The 26,203-nt window shown below is 61.0% G+C and carries 23 protein-coding genes; 12 read left to right on the top strand and 11 right to left on the bottom strand.

The window, feature by feature from the left end:
• Window positions 1–108: 108 nt before the first annotated feature.
• Together AB5758_RS05855 and AB5758_RS05850 are read right to left on the bottom strand one after the other, a co-directional pair.
• Window positions 109–1,296: an ABC transporter substrate-binding protein gene (locus AB5758_RS05855; protein ID WP_368141095.1), complete on the bottom strand. Its 1,188-nt coding sequence runs from the start codon at window positions 1,294–1,296 to the stop codon at window positions 109–111.
• 269 nt (window positions 1,297–1,565) lie between these two features.
• A complete protein-coding gene (locus AB5758_RS05850; RefSeq protein WP_368141094.1) occupies window positions 1,566–1,952 on the bottom strand; it encodes an ABC transporter substrate-binding protein in 387 nt (128 codons plus the stop codon).
• Window positions 1,953–2,170: 218 nt separating this feature from the next.
• Here AB5758_RS05850 and AB5758_RS05845 point away from each other — a divergent pair, with 218 nt between their 5' ends.
• Window positions 2,171–3,514 carry a homoserine dehydrogenase gene (locus AB5758_RS05845; protein ID WP_368141093.1) on the top strand — a complete coding sequence of 448 codons (1,344 nt, stop codon included), beginning with the start codon at window positions 2,171–2,173 and terminating at the stop codon, window positions 3,512–3,514.
• Window positions 3,515–3,785: 271 nt separating this feature from the next.
• On the opposite strand, the gene AB5758_RS05840 is transcribed toward AB5758_RS05845, so the two are convergent.
• Window positions 3,786–5,348: a cation:proton antiporter domain-containing protein gene (locus AB5758_RS05840; protein WP_196026051.1), complete on the bottom strand. Its 1,563-nt coding sequence runs from the start codon at window positions 5,346–5,348 to the stop codon at window positions 3,786–3,788.
• 184 nt (window positions 5,349–5,532) lie between these two features.
• On the opposite strand from AB5758_RS05840, the gene AB5758_RS05835 reads away from it, so the two are divergent.
• Together AB5758_RS05835 and AB5758_RS05830 are read left to right on the top strand one after the other, a co-directional pair.
• A complete protein-coding gene (locus tag AB5758_RS05835) occupies window positions 5,533–9,279 on the top strand; it encodes a phosphoribosylformylglycinamidine synthase (RefSeq protein ID WP_368141092.1) in 3,747 nt (1,248 codons plus the stop codon).
• Between the two features lie 99 nt (window positions 9,280–9,378).
• Window positions 9,379–10,314 carry a DMT family transporter gene (locus AB5758_RS05830; RefSeq protein ID WP_271747521.1) on the top strand — a complete coding sequence of 312 codons (936 nt, stop codon included), beginning with the start codon at window positions 9,379–9,381 and terminating at the stop codon, window positions 10,312–10,314.
• Between the two features lie 191 nt (window positions 10,315–10,505).
• On the opposite strand, the gene AB5758_RS05825 is transcribed toward AB5758_RS05830, so the two are convergent.
• The 4 genes from AB5758_RS05825 to AB5758_RS05810 all read right to left on the bottom strand — a co-directional run bounded on the left by AB5758_RS05825 (window position 10,506) and on the right by AB5758_RS05810 (window position 13,969).
• A complete protein-coding gene (locus AB5758_RS05825; protein WP_225093341.1) occupies window positions 10,506–11,648 on the bottom strand; it encodes a GGDEF domain-containing protein in 1,143 nt (380 codons plus the stop codon).
• 188 nt (window positions 11,649–11,836) lie between these two features.
• Window positions 11,837–12,859, bottom strand: a complete 1,023-nt coding sequence (locus AB5758_RS05820) for a 2-keto-3-deoxygluconate permease (RefSeq protein ID WP_225093340.1) — start codon at window positions 12,857–12,859, stop codon at window positions 11,837–11,839.
• Between the two features lie 140 nt (window positions 12,860–12,999).
• Window positions 13,000–13,353 carry an AzlD domain-containing protein gene (locus tag AB5758_RS05815; RefSeq protein WP_368155432.1) on the bottom strand — a complete coding sequence of 118 codons (354 nt, stop codon included), beginning with the start codon at window positions 13,351–13,353 and terminating at the stop codon, window positions 13,000–13,002.
• On the bottom strand, window positions 13,313–13,969 hold the full coding sequence (locus AB5758_RS05810; protein ID WP_368141123.1) for an AzlC family ABC transporter permease: 657 nt from the start codon (window positions 13,967–13,969) through the stop codon (window positions 13,313–13,315). Before AB5758_RS05810 ends, AB5758_RS05815 begins: the two co-directional genes overlap by 41 nt.
• Window positions 13,970–14,131: 162 nt before the next feature.
• Between AB5758_RS05810 and AB5758_RS05805 the strand changes: the two genes are divergently transcribed.
• The gene (locus AB5758_RS05805) at window positions 14,132–14,944 is read left to right on the top strand and encodes an HD domain-containing protein (RefSeq protein ID WP_368141091.1); all 813 of its coding nucleotides are present in this window, start codon (window positions 14,132–14,134) and stop codon (window positions 14,942–14,944) included.
• On the opposite strand, the gene AB5758_RS05800 is transcribed toward AB5758_RS05805, so the two are convergent.
• The 4 genes from AB5758_RS05800 to AB5758_RS05780 all read right to left on the bottom strand — a co-directional run bounded on the left by AB5758_RS05800 (window position 14,941) and on the right by AB5758_RS05780 (window position 18,566).
• Window positions 14,941–15,906 carry an electron transfer flavoprotein subunit alpha/FixB family protein gene (locus AB5758_RS05800; protein WP_368141090.1) on the bottom strand — a complete coding sequence of 322 codons (966 nt, stop codon included), beginning with the start codon at window positions 15,904–15,906 and terminating at the stop codon, window positions 14,941–14,943. The genes AB5758_RS05805 and AB5758_RS05800 overlap by 4 nt on opposite strands.
• Window positions 15,907–16,050: 144 nt before the next feature.
• Entirely contained in the window at window positions 16,051–16,146 is a 96-nt protein-coding gene (locus tag AB5758_RS05790) for a 4Fe-4S binding protein (RefSeq protein WP_368141089.1), read from the bottom strand.
• Window positions 16,147–16,962 (bottom strand): electron transfer flavoprotein subunit beta/FixA family protein, encoded by an 816-nt coding sequence (locus tag AB5758_RS05785; RefSeq protein ID WP_055310559.1) that lies wholly within the window; start codon window positions 16,960–16,962, stop codon window positions 16,147–16,149. It abuts the gene before it with no gap.
• A gap of 2 nt (window positions 16,963–16,964) precedes the next feature.
• Entirely contained in the window at window positions 16,965–18,566 is a 1,602-nt protein-coding gene (locus AB5758_RS05780) for an FAD-binding oxidoreductase (RefSeq protein ID WP_161115343.1), read from the bottom strand.
• Window positions 18,567–18,912: 346 nt separating this feature from the next.
• Here AB5758_RS05780 and AB5758_RS05775 point away from each other — a divergent pair, with 346 nt between their 5' ends.
• The 8 genes from AB5758_RS05775 to AB5758_RS05740 all read left to right on the top strand — a co-directional run bounded on the left by AB5758_RS05775 (window position 18,913) and on the right by AB5758_RS05740 (window position 26,100).
• Window positions 18,913–19,209 (top strand): hypothetical protein, encoded by a 297-nt coding sequence (locus AB5758_RS05775; RefSeq protein ID WP_148332566.1) that lies wholly within the window; start codon window positions 18,913–18,915, stop codon window positions 19,207–19,209.
• On the top strand, window positions 19,206–19,715 hold the full coding sequence (locus AB5758_RS05770) for a hypothetical protein (protein ID WP_148332564.1): 510 nt from the start codon (window positions 19,206–19,208) through the stop codon (window positions 19,713–19,715). Before AB5758_RS05775 ends, AB5758_RS05770 begins: the two co-directional genes overlap by 4 nt.
• Window positions 19,716–19,805: 90 nt before the next feature.
• Entirely contained in the window at window positions 19,806–20,405 is a 600-nt protein-coding gene (locus AB5758_RS05765; RefSeq protein WP_148332562.1) for a hypothetical protein, read from the top strand.
• Between the two features lie 49 nt (window positions 20,406–20,454).
• Window positions 20,455–20,670, top strand: coding sequence for a hypothetical protein (locus tag AB5758_RS05760; RefSeq protein ID WP_006234463.1), 216 nt, complete (start codon window positions 20,455–20,457; stop codon window positions 20,668–20,670).
• Window positions 20,671–20,688: 18 nt separating this feature from the next.
• Window positions 20,689–22,119, top strand: a complete 1,431-nt coding sequence (locus tag AB5758_RS05755) for a hypothetical protein (RefSeq protein ID WP_368141088.1) — start codon at window positions 20,689–20,691, stop codon at window positions 22,117–22,119.
• Between the two features lie 49 nt (window positions 22,120–22,168).
• Window positions 22,169–22,954: a DUF554 domain-containing protein gene (locus tag AB5758_RS05750; protein WP_346973581.1), complete on the top strand. Its 786-nt coding sequence runs from the start codon at window positions 22,169–22,171 to the stop codon at window positions 22,952–22,954.
• An 88-nt stretch (window positions 22,955–23,042) separates the two neighbouring features.
• The gene (locus AB5758_RS05745) at window positions 23,043–24,803 is read left to right on the top strand and encodes a TerB N-terminal domain-containing protein (protein ID WP_368141087.1); all 1,761 of its coding nucleotides are present in this window, start codon (window positions 23,043–23,045) and stop codon (window positions 24,801–24,803) included.
• A complete protein-coding gene (locus AB5758_RS05740; protein WP_368141086.1) occupies window positions 24,796–26,100 on the top strand; it encodes an ATP-binding protein in 1,305 nt (434 codons plus the stop codon). Before AB5758_RS05745 ends, AB5758_RS05740 begins: the two co-directional genes overlap by 8 nt.
• The last annotated feature ends 103 nt before the right edge of the window (window positions 26,101–26,203 follow it).

Here is a 26,203-nt window from a genome sequence, read left to right as displayed (position 1 = left end):
GTTGATGTATGAAACAGGGACGTTACACTGTCCCTAGATACCAAGCAAGCAGGGAAGGCCAAAACCTCCCCTGCTTGGGATCAAAACCGCTCTATGTAAGGCGGCCAATTAGGCCTGTACGTACTTGCCGTCGGTGATGACGTACGCCGTGGGCTCCTTCTGGACCTGGCCCTTATCGTTCCAGGTGAGCTTGCCGGTCAGACCATCAACGGTAATCTTGAGCATAGCCTTGGACAGCTTCTCGGCGACCTCGGTCGGGTCGGCGTCGACACCAAGACCGGCCTCCTTGACGGCCTCGGCCACCGCGTGCACGCCGTCGTAGGCGTCGGCGGCAAACTGGTCGGGGGTATCGCCGTACTTATCCTTGTAAGCGTTGACGAAGTCGGCGTTCTTCTCGTCGTCGGCGGAGAACGGAGTCATGAGCAGCAGACCCTCGGCAAGAGAGGTATCGAAGCCCTCAACGCCCAGGATGCCGTCCATGCCATCGCAGCCCATCATCTTGACGTCGTAGCCCATGTCCTTGGCGTTCTTGAGCAGGACGGACGCCGGCGTGTAGTAGATCGGCGCAAAGATCATGGTGGCGCCGGCCTGCTTGGCCTTGGTCAGCTGGTTGGTAAAGCTCGTGGCGGAGTCGTCCTTAAAGGTCTCCTCGTCAACAATCTCGAGCTTGGACTCAGCGGCCTGGGCCTTAAAGGAATCTGCGATGCCCGAAGAATAGGCGTCGCCGGAGTTATAGAACAGCACGAACTTCTCGTCCGCATACTTCTGCGCCAGGAACTTGGCAGCGTTGACACCCTGGTTGGGGTCGGTGAAGCAAACCTGGAAGACGCAATCCTTGCCGTCGGTAACGTCCTCGGAGGACGCGGACGGGGTGATCATGAACGTCTTGGGGTCGTTACCACACTCTGCGGCAACGGCAACCGACGCACCCGTGGTGGTCGGGCCGACGAGGGCCTGCATGCCCCAGTCGAGCAGGGTGTTGAAGGCGTTGACGGCCTTCTCGCCATCGGCCTGGTCATCCTCGGCCTTGTTGGCAAGCGGCAGCTCCTTGGTCGAGAAATCCTTGCAGCCAAGCTCGACACCCTGGGTAACGGACTTGCCGTAGGACGCGTTGGCGCCGGTCAGCGGGCCGATGGTACCGATCTTAAACGAAGCGTCGCCCGACGCGGAACCGCTATCGCCGCCGTTGGAGGAGCAGCCAGCTAGAATGGACATCGCCCCCAGACCTGCTGCGCTCGCGATAACGCTCCTGCGATTCATAACAGGGTTCAATGACTTACCGGTGAGGCTCGACATGCGGCTCTCCTCTCAAATCTCGTCGGGTTTCGGTTACCCGACAGGCCATCCTTCGCCGTGTTCGGCGTTCGCAAAATAGTAGACGCTTTAGTTGAGAAAAGTGGCGATTATTTCGACTTTTCTTTGGATTTGTTCATTTATCCATGAATATGCGTATTTCTATCGGTTTATACAGTTTAGCCACTTTATTGTGTGAAAGTAATGTTTCCGTTCTGTTACAAGCATCCTTGCCCTGAATAAAACGGCCCCACCGGTCGCGTTATATGCACTCAGGCGGCGATGTACTTGCCGTCCTGAATCACATAGGCCGTAGCGGACTTTTCGACCTGGCCCTCGTCGTTCCACGTGAGCTCGCCTGTCAGGCCCTCGATCTTGATCTTGCGCATGGCCTTGGCAAGGTCGCCGGCGATGTCGGCACCATCGGCCGTAATATCGATGCCCGCCTTGTCGATGGCCTCGGCGATGGCGTGGACGCAATCGTAGGCGTCGGCGGCAAACTGGTTAGGCGTCTCGTCGTAGGCATCCTTATAGGCCTTGACGAAGTCGGTATTCTTCTCGTCGTCGGCGGAGAACGGGGTCATGAGCATATCGTCGGCGATCTCACCCGAGACGGCGACGGCAGCACCGGTCGTGACGGGGCCGACGAGCGCCTGCATGCCCCAGTCGCACAGGGCAAACCTTATGGTGCAAACGTTGACAGTTTGTTACGGAAGTTCGTTTGTAGCGAGCATGTTTCCAATGTTTCCGCAGCGTTTCGAGGGTGCCGTTTTGTGCGACTCCTGTTGCCTAGCGAGCACGCGCCCTCGGTTCACGCTAGAATGCACTCAACCTTTAAGCGGTTAATCCATCCATAAGATGCACGAAGGAGCTATCTATGAGCGAACCCCTGCGCACCGTGAACGTCGGCCTCATCGGTCTGGGAACCGTCGGCGGCGGCGTGGCCCGTCTGATCAAGAGCCACCACGATGAGTACCTGGCCGCCTACGGCATCGACCTTAAGCTGGCCCGCGCCTGCGCGCTTGCCTGGGAGCAGGCCGAAGCCGCCGGTATTGAGCGCGAGGCCTTTACGAGCGACTGGCACGATGTCGTCACCGACCCCGCCGTCGACATCGTCGTCGAGCTCATCGGCGGCGAGCACCCCGCAACCGAGATCTTCACCACTGCCTTCGAGAACGGCAAGCATGTCGTCTCTGCCAACAAGGCCCTGCTGGGCCGTCATGTCGAGACGCTCGCCGAGAAGGCGCGCGCGTGCGGCGTGCAGATTAAGTGCGAGGCCAGCTGCGGCGGTGGCATTCCCATTGTCAGCACGCTCGAGCACGACCTGGTGGGCAACAAGATCCTGACCATCGCTGGCATTCTCAACGGCACCACCAACTACATCCTGTCGCGCATGGACGCCGAGGGCGCCGATTACGCTGACGTGCTCGCCGACGCCCAGGCAAAGGGCTATGCCGAGGCCGACCCGTCCGCCGACGTCGACGGCTTCGACGCCGCCAGCAAGACGGCAATCCTCGCTTCCATCGGCTTTGGCACCCGCGTGACCACCGACGATGTCTACCAGCAGGGTATCCGTACCATCGGCGCCGAGGACATTGCCCAGGCCCGCGAGCTCGGCTACACCATCAAGCTGCTGGGGATCGCACGCAACACCGACGCCGGCGTCGACGTCCGCGTGCATCCCACGCTCATCCCGGCAGACCATATGCTCGCCAAGGTCAACGGCGCCATGAACGCCGTCTACGTGGTGGGTGACGCCGTGGGCGAAACCATGTTCTACGGTGCCGGCGCAGGCTCCTTCCCCACCGCGAGCGCCGTCGTGGGCGATATCCTGTCGCTCTCCGAGCAGATCAGCCGCGGCGTGGCTCCGCTGCCCGAGATTGAGCCCTATGGTCACAACCTCGCCTTTAAGCCCATGGACGAGCTCCAGACCAAGTACTATGTGCGCCTGAAGGTCGCCGACCGCGTGGGTGCCCTGTCCGAGACGGTCGACATCTTTGCCAAGCACAACATCTCGATCTCGCTCATCAACCAGGTCGAGGACGGCAAGTCGGGCGCCAGCGATACTTGCTCGGTCATCTTCCTGACGCACCGCGCGCTCGAGAAGGACGTCCAGGCTGCCACCGCCGAGCTTGCCAGCGTCGACTGTGTAGCCGAGGTCGCCAACGTCCTGCGCATCGAGGACGTTGAGGCCTGGACCGAAGGCGTCATGGCCAACTAGTCCACTACTTCGAACCTCAATGAGGCCCAACGCAAAAGGCGCGCTGTCTGCATCAACCGCAGGCAGCGCGCCTTGTTCTGCTTGCAGGGGAAGCTGCGTCCCGGTATTTCAGCTCAGAACGGGGCGAAGCTTCCCTCAGGGCCTTCTTTCGGAAACTATGTCCCATTCTGGGCGCGCATTCTGGGACACGCTTTCCGCAACGGGCTTCTCGCGGAAAGCGCATCCCACTCTGGACGCCAATTCCGGGATGCATTTTCCGCGGCGGTGTCGGCTACTTGCCGTCGTCGTCCTCGGCTTCTTCTCTTGCATAGAGCTCCAGCATGCGGCGGCGGTATTCGCGCACGGCGAGCTTGGCGCGCTCCAGGCGGCGACGCTCGCGCGGGGTCAGCTCGGACGGGTCGACCTCATCACCATAGGTCTTATCGGCAAGAAGATGCGCCGCGTCCACGATGCGGGCATCGATGTGGCCGCTCGCCGCCTCGGCGGAAAGACGCTCGGCAATCGTATCGAGCGTAGGCAAGCCCTCGAATACGCGACCATGGCCATGCGAAGTCAGCAGCTCGTGCTCACGTGCGAGCAGGCTCGCCAAATCGTGATGGGCGCGCAGGATGTCGAGCGCATCGGATGGATGCTCGGCAACTTCTGCCACGGCGGCGACCGGCGCGGCGTCGACCACGCGGTAGAAGAGCTGCGCGAGCAACGGCATCAAGAACACCGTGATGGCACCGGCAGCAACCATGACCGACGCAATATCTTGCGACAGCGCGCCCGCGTTGACGGCAACGCTTGTCACGGCAACGATGATCGGCAGGGCCGTGGTGCAGTACAGGGCCACGGTAATGCGACCATACGCCGACACATCACGCGTCGCAGGACAAATGCTCATAGAAATAAGAATGGGCACGGCACGAATAATCAGCAACGCCACGATAAAGCCCACGAGCAGACCCGGGCGCGACGCCACGGCCGTCAGATCGATCTTTGCGCCCGATACGGTAAAGAACACCGGAATCAAAAAACCGTAGGCCAGGCCGTCGAGCTTGGTCTCGAGCGTATGGTTGCCCTCGGGGATGATGTAGCGCAAGACAAAGCCAGCGGCAAAAGAACCCAACACGATGTCGAGATCAAAGACGGCCGAGAACGCCACGAGCGTGACCAGGATGAGCACCGTCAGGCGCACGAAGGTCTGCGACGTGGTATCGGCGCGTTCCTCGACAAACGCAAAGAAGCGGCTGCCGACGCGCTTGGAGCGGCTCGGGACCACGGCCAGCAACACGCAGACCACCGCAAACAAGCCAAGGATTACAAGCGTTTGGATGCCGGTGCGGGCAGACAGCAGCACCGACATGGCAAGCACAGGGCCGAGCTCACCCCAGGTGCCATACGCGAGAATCGAGTCGCCCACGCGCGTGCCGGTGAGCGAGCGCTCACGCATGATGGGCACGAGCGTACCGAGCGCCGTCGAAGTGAGGGCAAGCGTCACGGCGATACCGTCGAAATGACTTACCGAGAACCACGGGGTAAAGCGCACGGCAAGCCAGGCGATACCAAACGTGACGGCCCACGTCGCCAAGCCGTAGCGCCCCTCGACGCCCGTGATGCTCTTGGGGTCGATCTCAAAGCCGGCAAGCAGGAACAAAAAGGCCAGGCCCAGCTCGGACACAAGCGAGACCTCAGCATCTACATGGATGACGCCGAGCATATGGGGTCCCAGCACCGCGCCGAGCACGAGCAAAAAGACCGTCTCGGGAACAGGTTTTCCGGGAATCGCCGAGGCGATGAAGGGACTCGCAAAGGCCACGAGTGCGATGATGGCGAGCGAAACGAATGCCATGTGATGCCTTTCTCTTGTTTGCGCTTCACTGTAGCACCCTCGCCGTCCTCAACGCGCCGCGAGCTGTCGTATCATAGTGAGGTTTACAAACATGTGGCTCAAGGCGACCGCAGGGCAGACCCCGCAAACCGACCGCTGCCGCATACCGTACCGTACGCCCAACCGATCAGGAAGGCAGGAACCAATGGTCTCTCGTATCTACGTGGAGAAGAAACCCGGGTTCGACGTCGAGGCTCAGCAGCTCAAGGGCGAGCTGACCGAAATTCTCGGCATCAAGGGCATCGAGGCCCTGAGGATCATCAACCGCTACGACGTCGAGGGCATCGACGAGGAGCTTTTCCGCTCCTGCGTGCCGACCGTCTTTAGCGAGCCCCAGGTCGATGTGACCTACGACGAACTCCCCGCAAGCGATGGCGCCGTCTTTGCCGTCGAGTTCCTGCCTGGCCAGTTTGACCAGCGCGCCGACTCCGCCAGCGAGTGCGTGCAGCTCATCAGCCAGGGTGAGCGCCCCGCCGTGCGCTCCGCCAAGGTCTATATGATCTCGGGCGCTCTGGACGAGGCCGCCATCGATGCCATCAAGCACTACGTGGTGAACCCCGTCGAGGCTCGCATCGCCTCGCTCGACCTGCCCGAGACGCTGTACATGGAGACCCCCGAGCCCCAGCCCGTCGAGGTGCTCGACGGCTTCCGCGAGCTCGACGAGGCCGGCCTTGCCGCCTTTATCGCCGATCGCGGCCTTGCCATGGACGAGGCAGACATCGCCTTCTGCCAGCAGTACTTCCGCGATGAGGACCGCGACCCCACCATCACCGAGATCCGCGTAATCGACACCTATTGGTCCGACCACTGCCGCCACACCACTTTCGGCACCGTCCTGGACGACGTGACGATCGACGACGCCGTGGTGCAGCAGGCCTTCGACCGCTACATGGAGATGCGCCATGAGCTCGGTCGCGACGCCAAGCCCGTCTGCCTCATGGACATGGGCACCATCGGCGCCAAGTACCTTAAGAAGACCGGCGTCATGACCGATGTCGATGAGTCCGAGGAGATCAACGCCTGCACCGTCAAGGTGAAGGTCGATGTCGATGGCGAGGACCAGGACTGGCTATTCCTCTTTAAGAACGAGACCCACAACCACCCGACCGAGATCGAGCCCTTCGGCGGTGCCGCCACCTGCGTGGGCGGCGCTATCCGTGACCCGCTCTCGGGCCGCAGCTATGTGTACCAGGCCATGCGCGTCACCGGCGCCGGCGACCCCACCGTCCCGGTTTCCGAGACGCTCGAGGGCAAGCTGCCGCAGCGCAAGCTCGTGACTACTGCCGCCGCCGGCTACTCCAGCTACGGTAACCAGATCGGCCTTGCCACCGGTCAGGTCAACGAGCTCTATCACCCCGGCTACGTGGCCAAGCGCATGGAGGTCGGCGCCGTCGTGGGCGCTACCCCGGCAAACCACGTGCGCCGCGAGTGCCCCGCCCCCACCGACAAGATCATCCTGCTGGGCGGCCGCACCGGCCGTGACGGCATCGGCGGTGCCACCGGCTCCTCCAAGACCCAGAACACCGAGTCCATCGAGACCTCGGGCGCCGAGGTCCAGAAGGGCAACGCCCCGGTCGAGCGCAAGCTGCAGCGCCTCTTCCGCCGCGGCGACGCCTGCCGCCTGATCAAGCGCTGCAACGACTTTGGCGCCGGCGGCGTCTCGGTCGCCGTGGGCGAGCTTGCCGACGGCCTGTATGTCGACCTGGACACCGTGACCAAGAAGTACGACGGCCTGGACGGCACCGAGCTCGCTATCTCTGAGTCCCAGGAGCGCATGGCCTGCGCCGTCGCCGACGGTGACGTCGAGGAGTTCATGGGCTACGCCGCCGAGGAGAACCTGGAGGCGACCGTTATCGCCGAGGTTACCGCCGAGCCGCGCATGCGCATGGCCTGGAACGGCGTCGCCATCGTCGACCTGTCCCGCGAGTTCCTCAACTCCAACGGCGCACCCAAGCACCAGGTCGCCCACGTGTGCGCCCGTAGCGTGTGGCAGCCCAGCTGGGCCGGCACCACGCTCGGCGAGCGCATGACCTCGCTTGTCACCGATCTTAACGTCGCCTCCAACAAGGGCCTTTCCGAGCGCTTCGACTCCACCATCGGTGCCGCGACCGTGCTCATGCCCTTTGGTGGCAAGACGCAGCTCACTCCGAGCTCTGCCATGGTCGCCAAGTTCCCCGTGGACGGCGAGACCACCACGGCGAGCGCTATGGCATGGGGCTTCAACCCCTACCTGATGGAGGCCGACCAGTTTGCGGGCGCCTACCTGTCCGTGGTCGAGTCCATCGCCAAGCTCGTTGCCGCCGGCTTTGAGCACAAGCGCGCCTACCTCTCCTTCCAAGAGTACTTCGAGCGTCTGCGCACCGAGGCCGAGCGTTGGGGCAAGCCCATGGCAGCCGTCCTGGGCGCCCTTATGGCCCAGGTCGACCTGGGTGCCGGCGCCATCGGCGGTAAGGATTCCATGAGCGGCTCGTTTGAGGACGAAGCCGGCGAGCTCAACGTTCCGCCGACCCTGATCAGCTTCGCTGTCGCCGTGGGCCGCGCGGCGCGCGCCGTCTCCCCCGAGTTCAAGGGCCTGACGCACCGCGTTGTCCGTATCGCCCCCGCCACCTATGGCGAGGACTACCGTCCCGATGCTCAGCAGCTTCTCGCCGCATTTGACGCCGTCGAGGCGCTCACCGCCACCGGCGACGCCCTGGCCGTCTCCACGCCCGGCTACGGCTGCGGCGCCGAGAGCCTCTTTAAGATGTGCGTCGGTAACCAGATCGGCATCGAGCTTGGCGATGATGTAGACGTAGAGAGCCTCTTCACCCCGCTCTACGGCAGCTTTATCGTCGAGCTCGCCGAGGATGCCGAGCTGCCCGAGGTCGCCGACGGCGTTGTCGTCGAGCCCCTGGGCACCACCGTCGAGGGCTATGTCATCGACACCGGCTCCGAGGTCATCGAGCTCTCCGAGCTCCAGGAGGCCTGGGAGAGCGGCATCGAGGGCGTCTTTGCCTACCGCAGCGCCGACGAGACCCCCGAGGTCGAGACCATCGACTTCCGTGCCAAGGACATCCACGTGTACAGCGGCGCCAAGATCGCCCGTCCGCGCGTGATCATCCCCGTGTTCCCCGGCAACAACTGTGAGTACGACAGCGCACGTGCCTTCCGCGCAGCCGGTGCCGAAGCCGACACCTTCGTGATCAACAACCTCACGCCCGAGGCCGTCGCCGAGAGCACCCACGAGCTTGCCCGCCGCATCCGTGCAAGCCAGATCGTCATGATCCCCGGCGGCTTCTCGGGCGGCGACGAGCCCGACGGCTCTGCCAAGTTCATCACGGCGTTCTTCCGCGCTCCCGAGGTCACCGAGGCAGTTCGCGACCTGCTCAAGGCCCGCGACGGCCTGATGCTAGGCATCTGCAACGGCTTCCAGGCCCTGGTCAAGCTCGGTCTGGTGCCCTATGGCGACATCGTCGACGCCACGCCCGATGCGCCCACGCTTACGTTCAACACCATCGGTCGCCATCAGAGCCGTCTGGTGCGCACCCGCATCTCGTCCAACCTGTCCCCGTGGCTGTCGCAGTGCAGCCTGGACGACCCCTACACCGTCGCCATCAGCCACGGCGAGGGCCGCTTTGTCGCCAATGACGAAGTGCTCACCCAGCTGATCGCCAACGGCCAGGTCGCCACGCAGTACGTGGGCGAGAACGGCAAGCCCAGCATGGATCTCTCCGTCAACCCCAACGGCTCCGCACTCGCCATCGAGGGCATCACGAGCCCCGACGGCCGCGTCCTGGGCAAGATGGGCCATGCCGAGCGTCGCGGCGACAACCTGTACCGCAACGTGCCCGAGCATGTCCCCGGCGATAAGTTCATGCCGATCTTTGAGAGCGGCGTGGCCTACTTCGCTTAAACCTTTCCCATCAGGTACAATCCCTTCGGGTAACAACACCCGCCACCGACACATCCGGTGGCGGGTTCTTTTTTACTTCGCGCATGTAGGAAGGACATCATGGAAAGCCGCAAGCCGTATCTCGCCACCCTGCCCGGACTCATCCTGGGCTGTCTTGTTTGCTGTGCACTCTGGGGATCGGCCTTTCCCTGCATCAAGATCGGCTACGCACTCTTTAGCATCCCAGCGCACGATAGCGCTTCGCAGCTGCTCTTTGCAGGTTTACGCTTTACGCTTGCCGGCGCCCTGGTTATCGTTGGGATGAGCGCGGCCCAACGCCGCCCCCTCATACCGCAAGCGCGCGACATCAAGCCCATCTTTGTCTTGTCGCTCTTCCAGACTATCGGGCAGTACTTCTTTTTCTATCTGGGCCTCTCGCGCGCCAGCGCCATGTCGAGCTCCATCATCGAGGCCAGCGCCAACTTCCTCGCAATCCTCTTTGCCGCCCTGGCATTTCACACCGAGAAGCTCAATACGGCCAAGGTGCTTGGCTGTGCGCTGGGCTTTGCCGGCGTCGCGCTCGTCAACCTTTCGGGCGCGGACGGCACCTTTGGCTTTACGCTCGACGGCGAGGGCTTTATCTTGGCTTCCACTGTTGCAGGCGCCCTATCGACCTGCCTGATCGGCATCTTCTCGCGCGAGCACGACGGCGTCTTGCTTGCCGGGTGGCAGTTTTTAGTCGGTGGCGTGGTCCTTACCGCCATCGGGTTTTTGATGGGCGGCACGTTGTCCCCCACCGAAATCGCCCCCGCCATCGCGCTCATCATTTATATGGCACTCATTTCCGCCGTCGCGTACTCGCTGTGGTCGCGCCTGCTTGCCGTCAACCCCGTCAGCCGCGTCTCGGTCTTTGGGTTTATGAACCCCGTCTTTGGTGTGGTGCTGAGCGCGCTGCTGCTCGGCGAGGGCGCTGGCACGAGCCCCGTTACCGTCATCGTTGCCCTGCTGTTGGTCTGCGGCGGCATCATCATCGTCAACAAACCCAAAAAAGCCTAGCGAGTTCACCTTTTTAGAGAGGATGTTCGCAAACTTTAGCTTAATGGAGCACACTGGTTCTCGTTGATTTCGTACCGAGTCGCGGCTGCAGACGCCCGTCTTGCCGCACCGCGCCTGGGCATTATGGCCGGTGGCCCCCACAAACGCAAAAAGGGGCGCACGACCATCGCAACGGTCGTGCGCCCCTTTTTCTAGCGAACCTTGATGCCGGATTTCTTTTTGGCATCCTTGATGCGATAGAGCTCCGCATCGGCAGCGCGCAGAAGCTCTTGCCACGTGTTGATCCCATCGCCGTAGCGCGCGTAGCCGATAGACATTCGAAGCGAGTAGGGTGTCTCGGCGCGCGAGAGCTCGTTATTGATCGCCGAACACAGGCGGATAATGTCGTGCTCCGTCACCCCCTTCTGCAGTACGACGAACTCATCACCGCCATAGCGCGCAATAAAGCCGCCGGACGGCGAACAGACGTCCTTGAGTACTGCGGAAACAACCTGAAGAGCATGGTCGCCCTCCACATGTCCATACTGATCGTTAATCTGCTTAAAGCCGTCGGCGTCCATCATGAGCAGATACACATCTTCGGCCTGATCCACATTTGAGAAGAGCGACAGCATATAGGTCTCAAAACGGTTGCGATTGTTGAGGCCAGTCAACGGGTCGGTCGAGATGAGCTGCTCCTGGCAGATGATATAGAGCAGCAACATGCTAATCATTATGCCGACACAAAGGCCAGGCACCGAGTATACGATCTGAAAGGTACCGCCCACCAGGGCCGGAATGGCGAAAAATGCCAAGGTTCGATAGACAGCCTTCGTCTGCAGGCTCTCGACCCTGCGAGATTGCACAAACGCATGCAGGGACGTATGTATAACGTAACAGTAGCTGACAATGGGCTGGATCATATAGGCAAAGCCGCGACGATACACGCCCTGCGAATCGATATAGAACAGGGCGTGCGTCCAGTAACTGGTAAAAGCCAGCACGACCACCAGAGCCGTAGGCAACGTTACAAGCACCACCCTATAGCGCGAGGTCACAAGGTGAGAGCCTTGCATCGTCTCGGAATAGATAAACCAAATGAGACACGCGATGGCGAAGAGCGAAAACGAAACCGCGTTGGAAATCCAGTTGGCTGCAATGCCCAACGTGCCGTCCGCACCATCCGAAAGCGTCCAGATCATATCGAAGAAAATGTAGGCAGCAGACGTGTAGCCCAGCATGCTAAACAAAAGCTGCTGGGTGCTCGAGAACAGGGAGCGACGGCTTCGTACGGCAAGCCCGATAAGAACAATCATGCATAGCAGGAATATCTCAATCTTGAGTGCCTTAACCACTAGACGCCCTCCCTTCAATATCCAAGTGGTCAGAATCGCCCGATTCGTGTCTGGGCAATAAACGCCCCTTTCTCCGCAGGGGTAAGGGGAATAATAGCAGAGCGCCCGAACGTCACTGCAAGACAGCTCTCGTTCGGGCGCTCAAACGGCGCGAGTTGCACGCCGGAATCATTGATGGGTATCGATTGCTACTCGCCATCGATGTCGGTCGCGACAGCCTCTTCGATGGCCTCGACACCGGCAGGCGACAGGTCTTCCTTGCCCTGGCAGAACTTCTTATCGACCCAGCCGGTCAGAATCGGGGCCATGATTGCCGTGATGATGACGGCAGTGGCGATCTGCGCATACGCGGTGGGCGCAAGCTCGGCATAGCGCGGAGCGACCTCGGCGAGGGCGACCGGCGTGGTCATGGCCGTGCCGGCAATGGTGGAACATGCCACAGCCGCCTTACCATTGCCGCCACACAGGCGCTCGAAGGCAAAGGTAATGGGACCGACGATAAAGAGTGTGATGAGGCCCAGCAGGATGCCCGAAATGCCACCGGCGATGAAGCTCGAAAGGCTCATGGACGCACCGAGCTGAAAACCAATTACAGCGATCGCGGGATTGGCGCCGGGAACCAACAGGTTCTTGATAAACGGGAACAAGTTGCCCAGGACCATGCCGATAACAAGCGGCAGGATGGATCCGATGATGGTGCCGACGGGGATGTTGGCGAGACCCGAAACACCAAGGATGATCATCGTGACGGCGGGGCCGGCCGTAAAGAACAGGATACCGACAGCGCCCTGCTCGGACTCGTCGCCGAACTCGCCCATGATACCCGTGTAGAGCGCCATGTTGCAAAACGTAATGCCGCCGATGATTGAGACCGAGCTCAGGCCCAAAAGGTTGTCGTTAAAGAAATACGCAACGCCCAGGCCCAGCGCGGCTGCCACCACAAGCTTAGGAATCAGCACGACGATGCCGGTCTTGATGGCACCCGGTGTGGACTTAAAGCTGATGCCGGCGCCCACAAACAGCAAGATCGCGGCAACGATGGTGTTGGAGCCGCCGCGGCAGGCTGCCGTAAAGAAGCCGCCGATCTCAAAGACCTGTGGGCAGAAGGTATTGAGCAAAAGGCCGACGATCATCGGGTAGATCATGATGTCACCCGGGGTGCGCGGTACCTTGAATTTCTTTTGCTCGTTGGCGGTCGCTCCCTGTGCCATGAAACCCCCTTTTCCGCTGACGCAGAACAAAAGCCCACGTCACGCTTTGCTACAGTAAAGTTTGACCATGGTACCAGAAGAAGCAGACCGCCTCGGTGGGAAATTGGATTCGTTGGCCGGAATGAAAACGCGTCCTGCTCTTATACGAGGCTCAAAACGATATAGAGCACGATGCCCGAAACACAGCACCATAGCATCGACTTTGTCTTGATTGCCACCGCCACGACGCCGGCAGCCGCAATCCAGGGAATCAAGCCCTGCCACAAGCCGGCGTCAAAAGCGCCAGGGCTTATCAAATCGTTAGCAACCAGTGCCGCGAAGGCGGCGGGCGGGATATAACCCAAGGCCTCGGTAACGCGGGGCGACAGCGTTCTCCCGCGCAAAGCAAACGCCGGGGCAATGCGGAAAAATGCGATAGCCGCCCATGACGACAGCCACAGGACCAAAAACTCATTAACGGGCATCGCAAGCGCCCCTTCCTTCGGCGAGAGCATCGCACGCAAGCGCCGCGACAACGCCGACGAGCACGCTTACCGGCACGGCGATATTCGTCCACCCCAAGAGCTTGCATATGGCGACGGACACCGCAGCCAAAACGGCAGCTACGATATTGCCGCGCGACAGTCGCTGCGAAAAGAGCAGGCAGATAAAGAGCGATGTGCAGACAAAACCCGCAATAGCGGTGGGAACATCGACAACGGCGCCGACGATGGCGCCCATCGTACACGAAACGCCCCATGTTGCGATGAGGATCACGTTGAGCACAAAGGACTCGCGCGGGCCCCAATCCTCCCCTTCAACCAACTTGGCAAGCGAGATGCCATATGCCTCCTCGGTAAGTGTCGCGGCAACAGCCAGCGTCTGACGCTTCGAGGCACCCCTCAGATGCGGTGCGATCGATGCCGAGTAAAGCGCAAAACGCGAGGAGATGGCGGCAACGCTCGCGACGATCGATGCTGCAGGCACACCCGCCAGCCACAGGTTGCAGATCATAAACTGGCCGCTGCCCGTCACAAACGTACTGCTTAGAGCAAAGACCATCCAGGGCTCCATTCCCGTCTGCCCCATGATCATTCCGCACGGCGCGCCTATTGCAACATAGGTAAGCATCACCGGCCAGACGGTTCTAACGATTTTGAGCACCATACGTTTCTCATCCTGACAAGGTCTCCGAGCCGCATGTAGCGACACGGCAGAATCATCATCCGGCAGCAACCGAGTTCACCTACAATTGCCACCGGATCGAAAGACACAACTTTTTAGGAAGTCATTATGACAGCTATCGATCGAGACCGGGCGCGCGCGGCCTTCAAAAGCTACACCGATGCCTACGACGCCACCAACCCACGCATCGCGCTCAAAATCGAGCATACGTACCACGTGGCCGAGGCATGCGATGCCGTAGCGCGCGAGCAGGGCTGGTCGTCAGAAGATATTGACCTGGCATGGCTTTGCGGCCTGCTACACGATATGGGCCGCTTTGAGCAGCTGAGACGCTGGGACACCTTTAAGGACGCCGAGAGCATGAGCCATGCGGCGCTGGGCATCGAGGTCCTCTTTGGCGAGAATCCCGCCGATGCACCCGCCGTAACGAGCATCCGCGACTTTATCGATGACCCGGCAGAAGATGAGCTCATCCGAGCGAGCATTGCCTATCACAGCGATTTCCGTCTACCCGCGCAGCTCGACGTGCGCACGCGAAGCTTCTGCGATATCGTGCGCGATGGTGACAAGATCGACATTATGCGCACCATCGCCGACAGCACCGTCGACACCATCCTCAAGGTGGACGAGAAGACGTTTCTCGGCAGCCGTTTCTCGTCGCCGATACTTGCCGCCTTTGACGAGCACCGCTGCGTCGCACGCGATGAACGCAACGAGCCCGCCGACTTCTTGGTGGGACTCATCTGCTTTATGTTTGAGCTCGTCTATCCAGCAAGCCGCGCGCTGGCGCGCGAACAGGGCGATATCCACCGCCTGCTCGACGCGCCCTTTGGCATCACGCGGCCCTTTACCGACCCCGCCACGCAGGCAACCTGGAGCCGCCTAAAGGACGAGATGCGCGACTGGCTGGCGCGCGCCTAGCGCTCAAGCTGGGCCAGCAGCTCCTCGACGACCTCGACGGCATCCCCAACAACCTCGTACTGGGCAGCACCAAAAATGGGGGCATCCGGGTCCTCGTTGATGGCGATAATGCACTCCGCCCCACCGATGCCGGCAAGATGCTGGATGGCGCCCGAAACACCGATACTCACGAGAAGCTTGGGCGAAACCGATACGCCGGTCTGGCCAATCTGATGGCGATACTCCAACCAGCCGGCCTCCACGACAGGTCGCGTGCAACCAAGCTCGGCTCCCAGGGCCTCGGCAAGCCTTCGCATCAGTGGCAGGTTTTTCTTGGAACCAATGCCGCGACCCACCACGACCAGGCGCTCGGCATCGGCGATCGAAGCCTGCTGCCCCCACTCCTCGGCGGGAATCGAAATCTCGACACGAGCCCTGGCGTCTTCCGCAAGCATCACCTGGGTGATCGTGCCGGAACGGCCGTAGTCGAAGTCGGGAGCCTTAAAGATACCGGGGCGCACCGTTGCCATCTGGGGACGATGATTGGGGCAGACAATGGTGGCCATCAGGTTGCCGCCAAACGCCGGACGCGTCTGTTGCAGCAGTCCCGTCTCCGTATCCATCGAAAGTACGGTGCAGTCAGCCGTAAGGCCCGTCTGCAAACGCACGGCAACGCCGGGTGCCAGTTCGCGGCCAAAAGCGGTCGCACCGTATAGGATGGCCTCGGGTTTGCGTTCGGCTACCAAATCGCAGATCAAGCTGGCGTAGACCTCCGCATCGTTTTGGCGCAGGCGCTCGTCGCGACAGGCCAGGACTTCGTCGGCGCCCGCGCAAACCAGATGCTCCAGGTCACCGAGAGAACCCTCGGGGCCCATGCCGGCCAGTGCCACCAGACGGCAGCCACGAGCATCGGCAAGCTCGCGGCCCTTGCCCATAAGCTCATAGGCAACGGGAGTCACCGTATCGTGCTCGTCGGTCTGCACGAATACCCAAATGTCTCGATACGCATCGAGGTCAACCGCGCCGGCGGTCTCGTCACGCTCGATCGAGATAGCGTTGACAGGGCAGGCGTCGACGCACCCACCGCATAGGATGCAGCCGTCGGTTACGCGGGCGCATCGGCTGGGTCATTCGCCTTCCACTACGATGCCGCCCGAGGCACAGGCGCGAACGCAGCGACCGCAGCCGACACAGGCTTCGCTATCGATAATCAGTCCGCTCATCTATGCCATCCCCTCGATAATCTTGGCAAGTTTTACCGCCTGCTCGGACGCCGTTCCCTCAACGGCCTCGCACGTTTGGTCACGGTCGGGCACAAACGAGCGCACGACCTGTGTCGGCGACCCGGCAAGACCGCAACGCGCGGGGTCGGCGTTCACGTCGGCGGCACTGACCACGCGCACGTCCGCCTCCTCCGCCGCGCGAATACCGGCAATACTCGGCATACGCAACTGGCCAATCTCCTTGGCAGTCGTCATCGCGCACGGCATCTCAAGATACACCGTCTCCTCGCCGGCATCGCATCCGTGAATGAGCGCCAGCGAGCCACAGGTCGTAAAGCCCGCGCTCTGCACGCAACTCACGTCGGTCACGCAGGGAATCTCAAAGGCACCGGCAAGCTCGGGACCAATCTGGGCCGTATCGCCATCCACCGCCATCTTGCCGCAGATGAGCAGGTCGAAGTCCTCGTCGAGCGCCTCGATGCCGCATTTGAGAGCATAGGTGGTCGCCAGGGTATCGGCACCTGCAAAGGCGCGATCGGTCAGCAGCAGCGCGTCGTCGGCGCCTCGGGCGATGCAGTCGCGCAGCAGCGACTCGGTCGCGGGGATGCCCATCGACACCACCGTCACGCGCACATCCATGCCAAAGCCGATAAAGTCGTCCTTCAGCGCCAGCGCGCATTCCAAAGCGCTCGCATCAAAGGGATTAATGACCGCCTGCTTGCCATCGCGCACGATGGTATTGGTCTTGGGGTCCATCTTGACCTCGGTGCTGCCCGGCACGGCCTTGACGCACACCACCATATGGAAATCGCTCATCTTCACGCGCCCCCTTTCTGGACGAGCTCATCCAAGAGCTTCTCCGAAAACAGGTTGCCGCGACCCAGCTGCCCGTCGGGATCGAGCTGGAGCTTGAGCCGCGCCGACTCGACCATGGCCTCGTGACCGTACATCGTCTCTAAGAAGCCCGCCTTGATCTTGCCGACGCCGTGCTCGGCAGAAACGGCACCGCCCATAGCCGTTACCTCCGCAGCCCACTGGGCAAACAGCTCGCCACCGCGACGGTAGTCCTGCGCATCGCGCGGCAGGATGTTCACATGCAGATGGTTGTTACCGATGTGCCCCCAGGCAGCAGATTCAAGCCCGCTTTCGGCCAGTGTGCGGCGATAGAGGGCCACGACATCGGCAAGGCGTGCATTGGGCACCGACATGTCCGAACCCAGTTTGGTGATGGTGGGATCCGTGCGGCGACGCTCGTCGATAAGCATGTTGACGCTCTCGGGGACCGCATGGCGGAAGAACCGCTGGCACTCGCGATCAACCTCGGTGCGCGCGACCCATGTCGCATCGTCGCGGCCACCCGCAAACTCGAGCACCCATCCCAGGTGGTACAGTTCCTCGGTCGCCTGGGCCTCGTCATCGCAGTCGAGCTCCACGTAGACACAGACCTTGGCCTCTTTGTCGAGCGCCGGCAGCGAGGCAAACGCCGTCGACTGCTCGCGCTGGCGACGTAGAATATCCAGGGCGCCAGCGTCGAAGTACTCGATGGCAGCCGCATGGGACAGGACGGGACGCATGGAATCGGTAAAGGACACGGCCTTGTCTTCGCTATTGAAAAAGCAGCTCACACCCCAAACGACCGCAGGCGCCGCCTGCAGGGCAATCTCGAGCTCGGTGATAACGCCGAGCGTGCCGCAAGCACCGATAAAGAGGTCGATGGCGTCCATTTCGTCCGCAACGAAATAGCCTGAGGCATTTTTTGTCTTGGGCATGGTATAGCCGGGAAGATCGAGCTCGAGCGTACGGCCCACTGCCGTCACGAGCGACAGGTGGCGGCCCTGGGCAAAAGCCTCGCCGCGCTGAAGCTCAAGCAAATCGCCATCAGCCAGCGCGACGTGGAGTCCCGTGATATGTGGGCGCATGGGACCGTAGGCGTAGCTGCGGGCACCAGAGGCGTTACATGCCGCCATGCCGCCCAGACAGGCAGATGCCTCGGTGGGATCGGTGGGAAAGAACTGCTCGGGGGCCTCTTGGAACTCCTCGTAGGCCTCAAGCGATGCCTGGTCCCAACCAGCAGTCGGCAGCACCTTCTTGCTCAGCTGCTTGCGCAGCTCCGAGAGCACAACGCCCGGCTCCACGCGCAGCAGAAATTGGCCTTGTTCATCGCGGCGAAGGCCCAAGTAGCGATTCATACGGGAAGTATTGAGGATATGCCCGCCGTGGGGCACGGCACCGGCGGCAAGGCCGGTTCGGGCGCCCTGAACCGTTACCGGGACACGCTCGGCATGGAGCTTTTCCAAAATGGCACGGACCTCGTCTTCCGTTGTCGGAAACGAGATGCTCGAGGCCTCGCCCGATGCGCGAGACTCATCGCGACCATACTCTTCGAACTCGTCGGTGAAGGGTTTGATGGTTGCAGACACGCGAACTCCCCCTTTAGCTAACTACAGTGTTTGCAGGGAGATGTTACCGCATCGTTTCGTCGACGTGTTCGAGACCGTCTCCATAATTGGCGATTTTTACGTTCGTGCAATTCGGCGAGCGGCTTGATTTCCTCGGCAGACGATGCTTTTGACACATATGGCCCCGCCGTCGCCGACCGCGCGATTGTCGCTTGAAAAAAGTTGGAGTATTTTTTGCCGCCTTTTACCTGCGGAGACACCAATCCGTCAAGCATTTGGTCAGCAATTGGTCAAGTAGTGGCTGATACCGTCGGCATCGACAGCCAAAACCGACAGAAGTTTTGGCCCCAGAAGCAGGGAGGTTCCCATGGCATATTACTGGCCCCAGTACGGCATCGTCATCGAAGTCGACGACGATCCCCATCTCCTGCCTTTCGACGAAGAGGCATTCCCCGATACGACGGTCTACCACGTTACCACCGATGTGATCTGCGACCCCGAGTCGTTCTCGGCGCTCGCCCACCGCATCGCGCATATCCACGACATCGAGCTCCCTCCCGACTTCGACGAGCTTGTCTACTCACGCCGCCTGATGCTTCACATGCTCTTTGGAGCGAACCCGTCCACCTTTGCGCGCATCTATACCGCCAAGGATGCCGCATGAGCGCGAAGAAGCCACCCCACTTTGCAGGCCTGGGTCGTCACAAGAAGCTCATCCTTGCCTGTTTGGCCATCGTCTGTGCCCTTGTCGCCGTAGGACTATACGCTTGGCAGTCGCAGCCCGTACCCGAGGCGGGCGCTTCGGTTACGACGGCCGAGGGCAAAACGCGTCAGGAAATCCAAGATGAGCTCGACGCCATCGTCCGCGACAACATGATGACGATTTCGGTCGCACCGGTCGCTCAGCTGCAGGAGGACGGCAAGCTGCGCGTCAACGTGCAAAACGTCCAAGACAATAAATTTCCCCAGCGATTCCGCGTCATCCAAAACGACGAGACCATGTACGAATCCGGTGTGGTCGAGACCGGCAAGACAATCGAAACGTGCCCCGCCGGCGACATCAAAGAAGGCGAGGCGTACATCGAGATCCAGGCACTCGATGCCAAGACCCTCGACAGCCACGGCAATCCGACACGTGTCAAGGTGCGGGTTGAGCAAGCCGAGAACTAGCTTTTCCGGCCGACGCGGCACCGCACGCAATTCACCAGCATTCGTCCAATCATCGCGGGGACGGCCCGCGGCGAATAGAAAGGAACGACCATGGACATCACCAGGAACATGAACGGAGCCAGAGCGCTCGTCGTGGGCGCAGGGCTCGCGCTCGCGCTCGCAATGGGCGCCGCCCCGACGCCAGCTATGGCAGCCGGGCGCGTTGGAACCACGAAAGTAATGGTCAGGACCGAGATCGACAACGTTGAGTTCAAAGTTCCGACGGTTATTCCCTTCGTCGCCAAGGCCGACGGCACGCTTCAGGGCCCCTCAGAAGACGCGACCACCATCGACAATCATTCGGCCTACGGCATCCATGTCACCAACATGAAGATCGACGCCATGAACACCTGGACCATTGCTGCCGACGCCAAAGCCGGAACCGCACAGAACTCCATCGACTTTAAGGTTGGCCCCGACGGCGCGCTCCAGAACGCCAGCGCCGCAATGCAGGGGACGGGCCTCGATCTTTCCAAGAATGCAGCCTTCGACATGGGCTACCAGGGCATTGCCGGCGGCAAGGACAAAATTAAGCTCAAGACAAGCGGAAACGTCGCCCGCGTCACGCGCGACATCTTCCGCGTAACCGGCGAAGGCGATCAGGTTGCAACGATCACCTGGACGGTCGAGCCCGGTGCGCACACGGCATAAGGCTGTCGCCCTGGCCGCCGCCGTCAGCATCCTAGCGTTTGGGCCAGCCATGGCCTTTGCCCAGCAAGAACAGGCGCAGGCCGCCACGCAAGTGACGGTCGACCTCTCGGAGCTCGACCGCGGCGACCGCGAGGAACCGTTGGCGCAGACAGGCGACAGACGATGGCTCTTGGCAGCAGGCGCCACAGCAGCAGGCGCGGGGACCGCCGGCCTCGGTCTGCACATCAAACGCAGCCAGAAACAAAACACGGACAGGCCGCACTAAATTAGCTAAGGAGACCCCATGGCATCAAAGAACCTTTTGCCCGTCGTCGCACTCTGCGGCGCGCTCGCAACCGGAACGCCCGTCGCCGCTTGGGCGACTCCCGTCATGGCAGACTCCTTACCAGCAGCTCTAAGCTCCGCACCAAATCCGTCGAGCGCCATTGCGTGTAAGCGTTTTTCGATCGCACAAGCCGCAATCTCAACCTCGGGATGCCTTCGTCGTAATACGGACGGCTCGATAGTCGTGGATATCAAGCGTTCGAACAAGGCAAACGGCTCCCAGGCGGGGTGCGCCGTCTGCACGTGGCGCTCGGTTGTGCTCGATGCGGATGGCGATCCATGCAATTTAGAGCTGCGCATCGACATCGCTTCGGTCGATGACTCGGCGAACGGAGCGAAGGTCGCCTTCGACGGTACGTTTTTTGAGAAAGGAGGCGGTATATGTCTGGGCTGCGCCGCCGCGAATGCAGATGATGCGCAGCCCACCCTCTCATTCACGGCATCGTTGCGGCTGACCAAAGCCGGTACCGATGCCATCGCGGCGGGAGAAGCGTCCCTGCTGTTCTACGCCGTCAGCACCAAAGACACAGACGCTCATTTCGAGAAGCCAGCCGGATCACTCAGCCTTACACGAGGGATAGAGGCAGGCCCTATTGAAATCGATGCCCACGCGCAAAGCAGGCAACGCATTCTTGCCGACCCGGCGCTTCTCGAAATGGAGTGGAACGGATCCGGAGCCATCGGAATTCTTCCTTCCGCGCTTGACGCCAAGACGCTCCCCTCAAACGACGAACCCATCAACGCAACCATACAAGAAGAGAGCGCGGACAAAGAAGCAGGTGCGGGCGACACGCCGTCGCCGACAAACAGCGTCCCAGCTTCTTTCGAAGCACCGAATGGGCCCGCTGCCGATCCAAACGATCCCGAGTTCGCGGACAGTCTGGGGCTTGCTGATCCTCAAGAGATCGATGAAGGTAACTGCTGCGTGCTTGCCGCGCTCGACCACACGGAGGTCATCGACGCTGCGAACATCGAAGTTGCCGCCGCCAATCAGCCCGTCCGCAAGTCGGCTATCATCGCATTTCCTGAATCCATCGAAGTCGTCTTTTTGCCATCGGGCGAGGTCGTGGCCCCAACACTGCTCACCTTGTTGGGCGCCAAGAATACTCGAAACGAAATTAAAAAGGTCACGGTTGTCGACCCTGCAACCACCGCCAAGCTGCGTCTATACGCCGTTGCTCCAGACGGAGGCAAGACCTTGGAATTCGATGGTGACACACTCCTAGCTTGGCGACGTCTGGACATTATGCAAGACGTCTCGTATCAGATCGAACTCGAAGGGTTTGATCGTGCCCGCGATGCCAATATCATCGCCGCGGCTATTGAATCCCCGCAGCGGCTTATGACACTGCGCTTTGAATACTATCCCTATGTCCCGACAACCACCTGAGGCTTAAATGCTGCACATCATTCCTAACACCACTTATATAACGTATTAGATGAGTCGCGATGTGCCTCGCATTTCGTTCTGCTACGATTGCCACGTTGGCATCAATACAGGAGGGCTCATGCCGGGCTTGGGAACAATCATCAACGTTGTGCTTTTAGTTGCGGGCGGTCTTTTGGGATTAGCGGGCGGCCGCTTCATCACACCGCGCATCCAAGACACGCTCATGAAAGCATCGGGGCTGTGCGTCCTGTTTATCGGCCTTGGCGGCACCATGCAAAAGATGCTCCTTATCGATGGGAAGGCGCTAGCGACCACCGGCACCACCATGCTCATCGTCTCATTTGCGCTCGGTTCGCTCATCGGCGAGGCCGTCAACTTGGAAGCCGCCATCGAGAACCTTGGCGAATGGCTCAAGCGAAAAACCGGCAGCGAGGGTGACAACGAGTTCACCAACGCCTTTGTCTCGACATCGCTCACGGTGTGCATCGGCGCCATGGCCATCGTGGGCTCGATTCAGGACGGTCTGCTCGGTGACTGGTCAACGCTTGCCTTGAAAGGCGCATTGGACTGCATCATCGTCTGCACCATGACGGCGTCGCTTGGCCGCGGCTGCATTTTCTCCGCCCTGCCCGTCGCCGTGTTCCAGGGGACGATCACGTTGTTTGCCGGCGCGCTCTCCCCCATCATGACCACGGCAGCCCTCGACAGCCTTTCGCTCGTAGGCTCCATGCTCATCTTCTGCGTCGGCGTCAACCTCATCCGTCCTCAGACCTTCCGCACGGCCAATATGCTCCCCTCCGTCGTCATCGCCGTCATCTACGCCCTCCTGTTCTAAATCTATCAACGCAGCGGTATCTCGAACATCTGTTTGATGCTGTGCTATGATATGAGGTCACCGTAGCTGCGTTAGGAGAGGAGAAGCGGTGGCCGACCAGGACATCAAGATGCTCATCGAGCGCATTATGGCCGAGGCCCGGACCCATCAGTCCACCCGCTTCTCAAACGAAATCTACGCAGACGAGCCGATTCTCAAAACCGGCCGACAGATGCAGAATTTCCTCCCCGACCAGTACCGTAAAATGCGCGAGATATCGCGTTGGCAGGATGACCCCAAGGGCGGTGCGGGCCGCTGGCTTTCGGAAGCCGAGCTTTTTTACCGCCAGGGCCTGCTGATGGCCGACTTTGAGGACGACTGTCCCTACAACGGCACCTTTAAGTCGTACTTTCCCACCTACAACGCCATGAGCGACCGACAGCTGCGCGGCTACTTTACCTGGCGCGCCCAAGTGCGCCGCGGGACCGTCGAGGAAACGTCTACGTCCTTTGCCTTTCTGTATCTCTATGAGCTGATTTGCGGCATCGGCGTAGATAATCCGCTCGATGGTTTTAACAAGATCAAGGCCTTTTGGGATGCCTACCGCGCCTTTGAGCCCGGCATCGACCGGTTTGCACGCGTGTGGTTGCAGGACTACGCCGTGTTCCACGGGCTCGACCCCAAGCTGCTTCGTGATTCTAAAACCGTCATGTTCGATAACGCCCTTATCGAGCTGCGGCGCGCGGCACGAGACCTTGTACCGGCACCGGCACCGTCCGACCAGACCCCCAAACGTCGCAAAACCTCCGAGCCCACGCTCCCCCTTCCGCCCGATGAGGTGCGCGAGGAGCGACTCATGGCCGCCATCAACGCCCTCTCCACGTACAACCTAAGTAACTCGCGGCTCGACCGCAGCCACCACCGCGATCTGCGCCACGTGGCATGCGCCGTGTATGTCCGCATGTCGCGCTACTATGACACGCACCGAAAGACCGGCATCGTAGCGAGCTTGTTTGGGGAGGAGACGGCCATGCCCTACACCATGTTTGCCTCGGCCGTATTCTTTGCGCCCGAGCGCCACGAGGACTGCGAATACCGCCTGGATCCCATCCATATCTACCGTTGCCAAAACGGCTTTTGGGAATGTATGCGTATCCATGGTAGTAGGCAAAAGAGCAGCAAGCTCGGTGAAATGATGCGCGCCTGCGACCAACGCCTGCGCCTGGCGCTGGACCCCGCCCATCCCCTTAAGGAAGAAAAGGTCCCCAAATATCTGGCCAAGATTATCGATGACGAGATTGTGGCATGGCTTTCGTGGGACGCCGCACACCAGCCCGTCAAGATCGATATCGACCTGACTCAGCTGGGGCACATTCGGAGCGCCGCTGCGCAAACGCGCGAAGCACTTTTAATCGACGAAGAGCGCGAGGACGATGTGCCCACAGAGGTCGATACGGCGGAATCCGAGCAACCGGAAGCCAAGCCTGCGACCGACGTGATGGCCGAGCCGATCGCGGCGCCTACGGAGCGCAACAAAGCCGACGAGCCAACCATTTCCACCGAACAGTTTGGCGTCGTGGCACCGCTCCTCGCACCGACGCCAGCGGTCGTATCGACTGCACCCGCTGGCACCGCAACCGAACTCGCGCCCGCCGCAGATGCCTTCCTTCGCGCGCTGCTCGAGCAAAACGCAGCGCAAGCGACATTGGCGGTAGTGCAATCGGAGCAGAGCGAGGACATGCTCGTCGACAGCATCAACGAGGCGCTCTTTGACCTGGTGGGCGACACCGTTATTGAATTTGGCTCAGCAGGACCGCAAATTATTGAGGACTACGAAGCAGACGTGAGAGGATACCTAGACCATGAGTGATACCGCATCCGCAGCACCCCGCGTGCCCAAGCGCGTCGCCGCCGTCATTCTCAACTCGCTCAAGGGCGGCGTTGTCCCGCGCATCGGCCTTCCCTATATCACCGTGGGGCGAGAGGTCGAGATCCGTGCTCTGCTCACCGACCTGAGCCTCATCGCCGATGGCGGCGCAAGCTTCCGTTTCCTAGTCGGTCGCTACGGCGCCGGCAAGAGCTTTTTGCTCCAGACCATCCGAACGCATGCCATGGGCGAGGGCTTTGTGGTCGCCGATGCCGACCTTTCCCCTGAGCGCCGCCTACAGGGCGGCCAGGGCCAGGGCCTCGCTACCTATCGCGAGCTCATCCGCAACATATCGACCAAGACGCGCCCCGAGGGCGGCGCGCTCAACCTTATCCTGGATCGCTGGGTCGCCTCGTGTGCCGACGCCGACGAGACTGCCGTTAATGCCCAACTCGCTCCACTCGAAGAGATGGTCCACGGCTTCGACTTCGTCCGCATGCTCCGCCGCTACCGCACGGCAGTATCCGAGGGCGACGAAGAAGCTATGAGTCGGGTGACCAAATGGATTCGCGGCGAATACCGCACCAAGAGCGAAGCGCGAGCCGAGCTAGGCTCCTCGACCATCATCAGCGATGACGACTGGTACGACTACGTTAAGCTCATTGCGCGCTTTTTGGTCTGCAGCGGCTACAAGGGCATGCTGGTGCTCATCGACGAGCTCGTGAATCTGTACAAGATTCCCAACGCGATCACGCGCCAATATAACTACGAGAAGATCCTGACCATGTACAACGACACGCTCCAGGGCAAAGCGCAGTACCTGGGCATGATCATGGGCGGCACGCCAACCTCCATCGAAGACCGCCGCCGCGGCGTCTTTTCCTACGAGGCCCTTCGGAGCCGTCTCGCTCAGGGCCGTTTTGCGCGCGATGACCTCAAAGACATGCTCGCGCCCATCATCCGCCTGCAGCCGCTCACCTACGAGGAGCTGCTGGTGCTCATCGAAAAGCTCATGCAGATCCATGCCGGCTACTTTGGCTGGACGCCCACGCTTACCGAGAACGACTTGGTGGACTTCCTCAAGATTGAGTTTGGCCGCGTGGGAGCCGATACGCACTTGACGCCGCGTGAGGTCATCCGTGACTTTATCGAGCTGCTCGATATCCTGTGTCAAAACCCCGATGCCAACGTGGCCGAGTTGCTGCAAAGCGTCGGCGGCGACGCGTTGGCACCGGCAGCCGCAACAGGCGACACCGGCACCGCAGACGGCGACCGCAACTTCGCCGAATTCACCATCTAGCCTGCCAAAAAGGGACAGGTTTATTTTGGTAGGTTTTATCTGGGCAAACGCCGATGTTGCAAGATATCGAGCCGTTGCCCGTTGCGTTGATCGACCCGTTGAT

It is taken from the genome of Collinsella aerofaciens, from assembly GCF_040926405.1.
Lineage (GTDB): Bacteria > Actinomycetota > Coriobacteriia > Coriobacteriales > Coriobacteriaceae > Collinsella.
This window is presented reverse-complemented; position numbering and strand designations above follow the sequence as displayed.

Coding starts and splice junctions, on each gene's coding strand:
- AB5758_RS05855 (WP_368141095.1), bottom strand. CDS start 1,296: ATGTCGAGCCTCACCGGTAAGTCATTGAACCCTGTTATGAATCGCAGG.
- AB5758_RS05850 (WP_368141094.1), bottom strand. CDS start 1,952: ATGCAGGCGCTCGTCGGCCCCGTCACGACCGGTGCTGCCGTCGCCGTC.
- AB5758_RS05845 (WP_368141093.1), top strand. CDS start 2,171: ATGAGCGAACCCCTGCGCACCGTGAACGTCGGCCTCATCGGTCTGGGA.
- AB5758_RS05840 (WP_196026051.1), bottom strand. CDS start 5,348: ATGGCATTCGTTTCGCTCGCCATCATCGCACTCGTGGCCTTTGCGAGT.
- AB5758_RS05835 (WP_368141092.1), top strand. CDS start 5,533: ATGGTCTCTCGTATCTACGTGGAGAAGAAACCCGGGTTCGACGTCGAG.
- AB5758_RS05830 (WP_271747521.1), top strand. CDS start 9,379: ATGGAAAGCCGCAAGCCGTATCTCGCCACCCTGCCCGGACTCATCCTG.
- AB5758_RS05820 (WP_225093340.1), bottom strand. CDS start 12,859: ATGGCACAGGGAGCGACCGCCAACGAGCAAAAGAAATTCAAGGTACCG.
- AB5758_RS05815 (WP_368155432.1), bottom strand. CDS start 13,353: ATGCTCTCGCCGAAGGAAGGGGCGCTTGCGATGCCCGTTAATGAGTTT.
- AB5758_RS05810 (WP_368141123.1), bottom strand. CDS start 13,969: ATGCTTACCTATGTTGCAATAGGCGCGCCGTGCGGAATGATCATGGGG.
- AB5758_RS05805 (WP_368141091.1), top strand. CDS start 14,132: ATGACAGCTATCGATCGAGACCGGGCGCGCGCGGCCTTCAAAAGCTAC.
- AB5758_RS05790 (WP_368141089.1), bottom strand. CDS start 16,146: ATGAGCGGACTGATTATCGATAGCGAAGCCTGTGTCGGCTGCGGTCGC.
- AB5758_RS05785 (WP_055310559.1), bottom strand. CDS start 16,962: ATGAGCGATTTCCATATGGTGGTGTGCGTCAAGGCCGTGCCGGGCAGC.
- AB5758_RS05775 (WP_148332566.1), top strand. CDS start 18,913: ATGGCATATTACTGGCCCCAGTACGGCATCGTCATCGAAGTCGACGAC.
- AB5758_RS05770 (WP_148332564.1), top strand. CDS start 19,206: ATGAGCGCGAAGAAGCCACCCCACTTTGCAGGCCTGGGTCGTCACAAG.
- AB5758_RS05765 (WP_148332562.1), top strand. CDS start 19,806: ATGGACATCACCAGGAACATGAACGGAGCCAGAGCGCTCGTCGTGGGC.
- AB5758_RS05760 (WP_006234463.1), top strand. CDS start 20,455: ATGGCCTTTGCCCAGCAAGAACAGGCGCAGGCCGCCACGCAAGTGACG.
- AB5758_RS05755 (WP_368141088.1), top strand. CDS start 20,689: ATGGCATCAAAGAACCTTTTGCCCGTCGTCGCACTCTGCGGCGCGCTC.
- AB5758_RS05750 (WP_346973581.1), top strand. CDS start 22,169: ATGAGTCGCGATGTGCCTCGCATTTCGTTCTGCTACGATTGCCACGTT.
- AB5758_RS05740 (WP_368141086.1), top strand. CDS start 24,796: ATGAGTGATACCGCATCCGCAGCACCCCGCGTGCCCAAGCGCGTCGCC.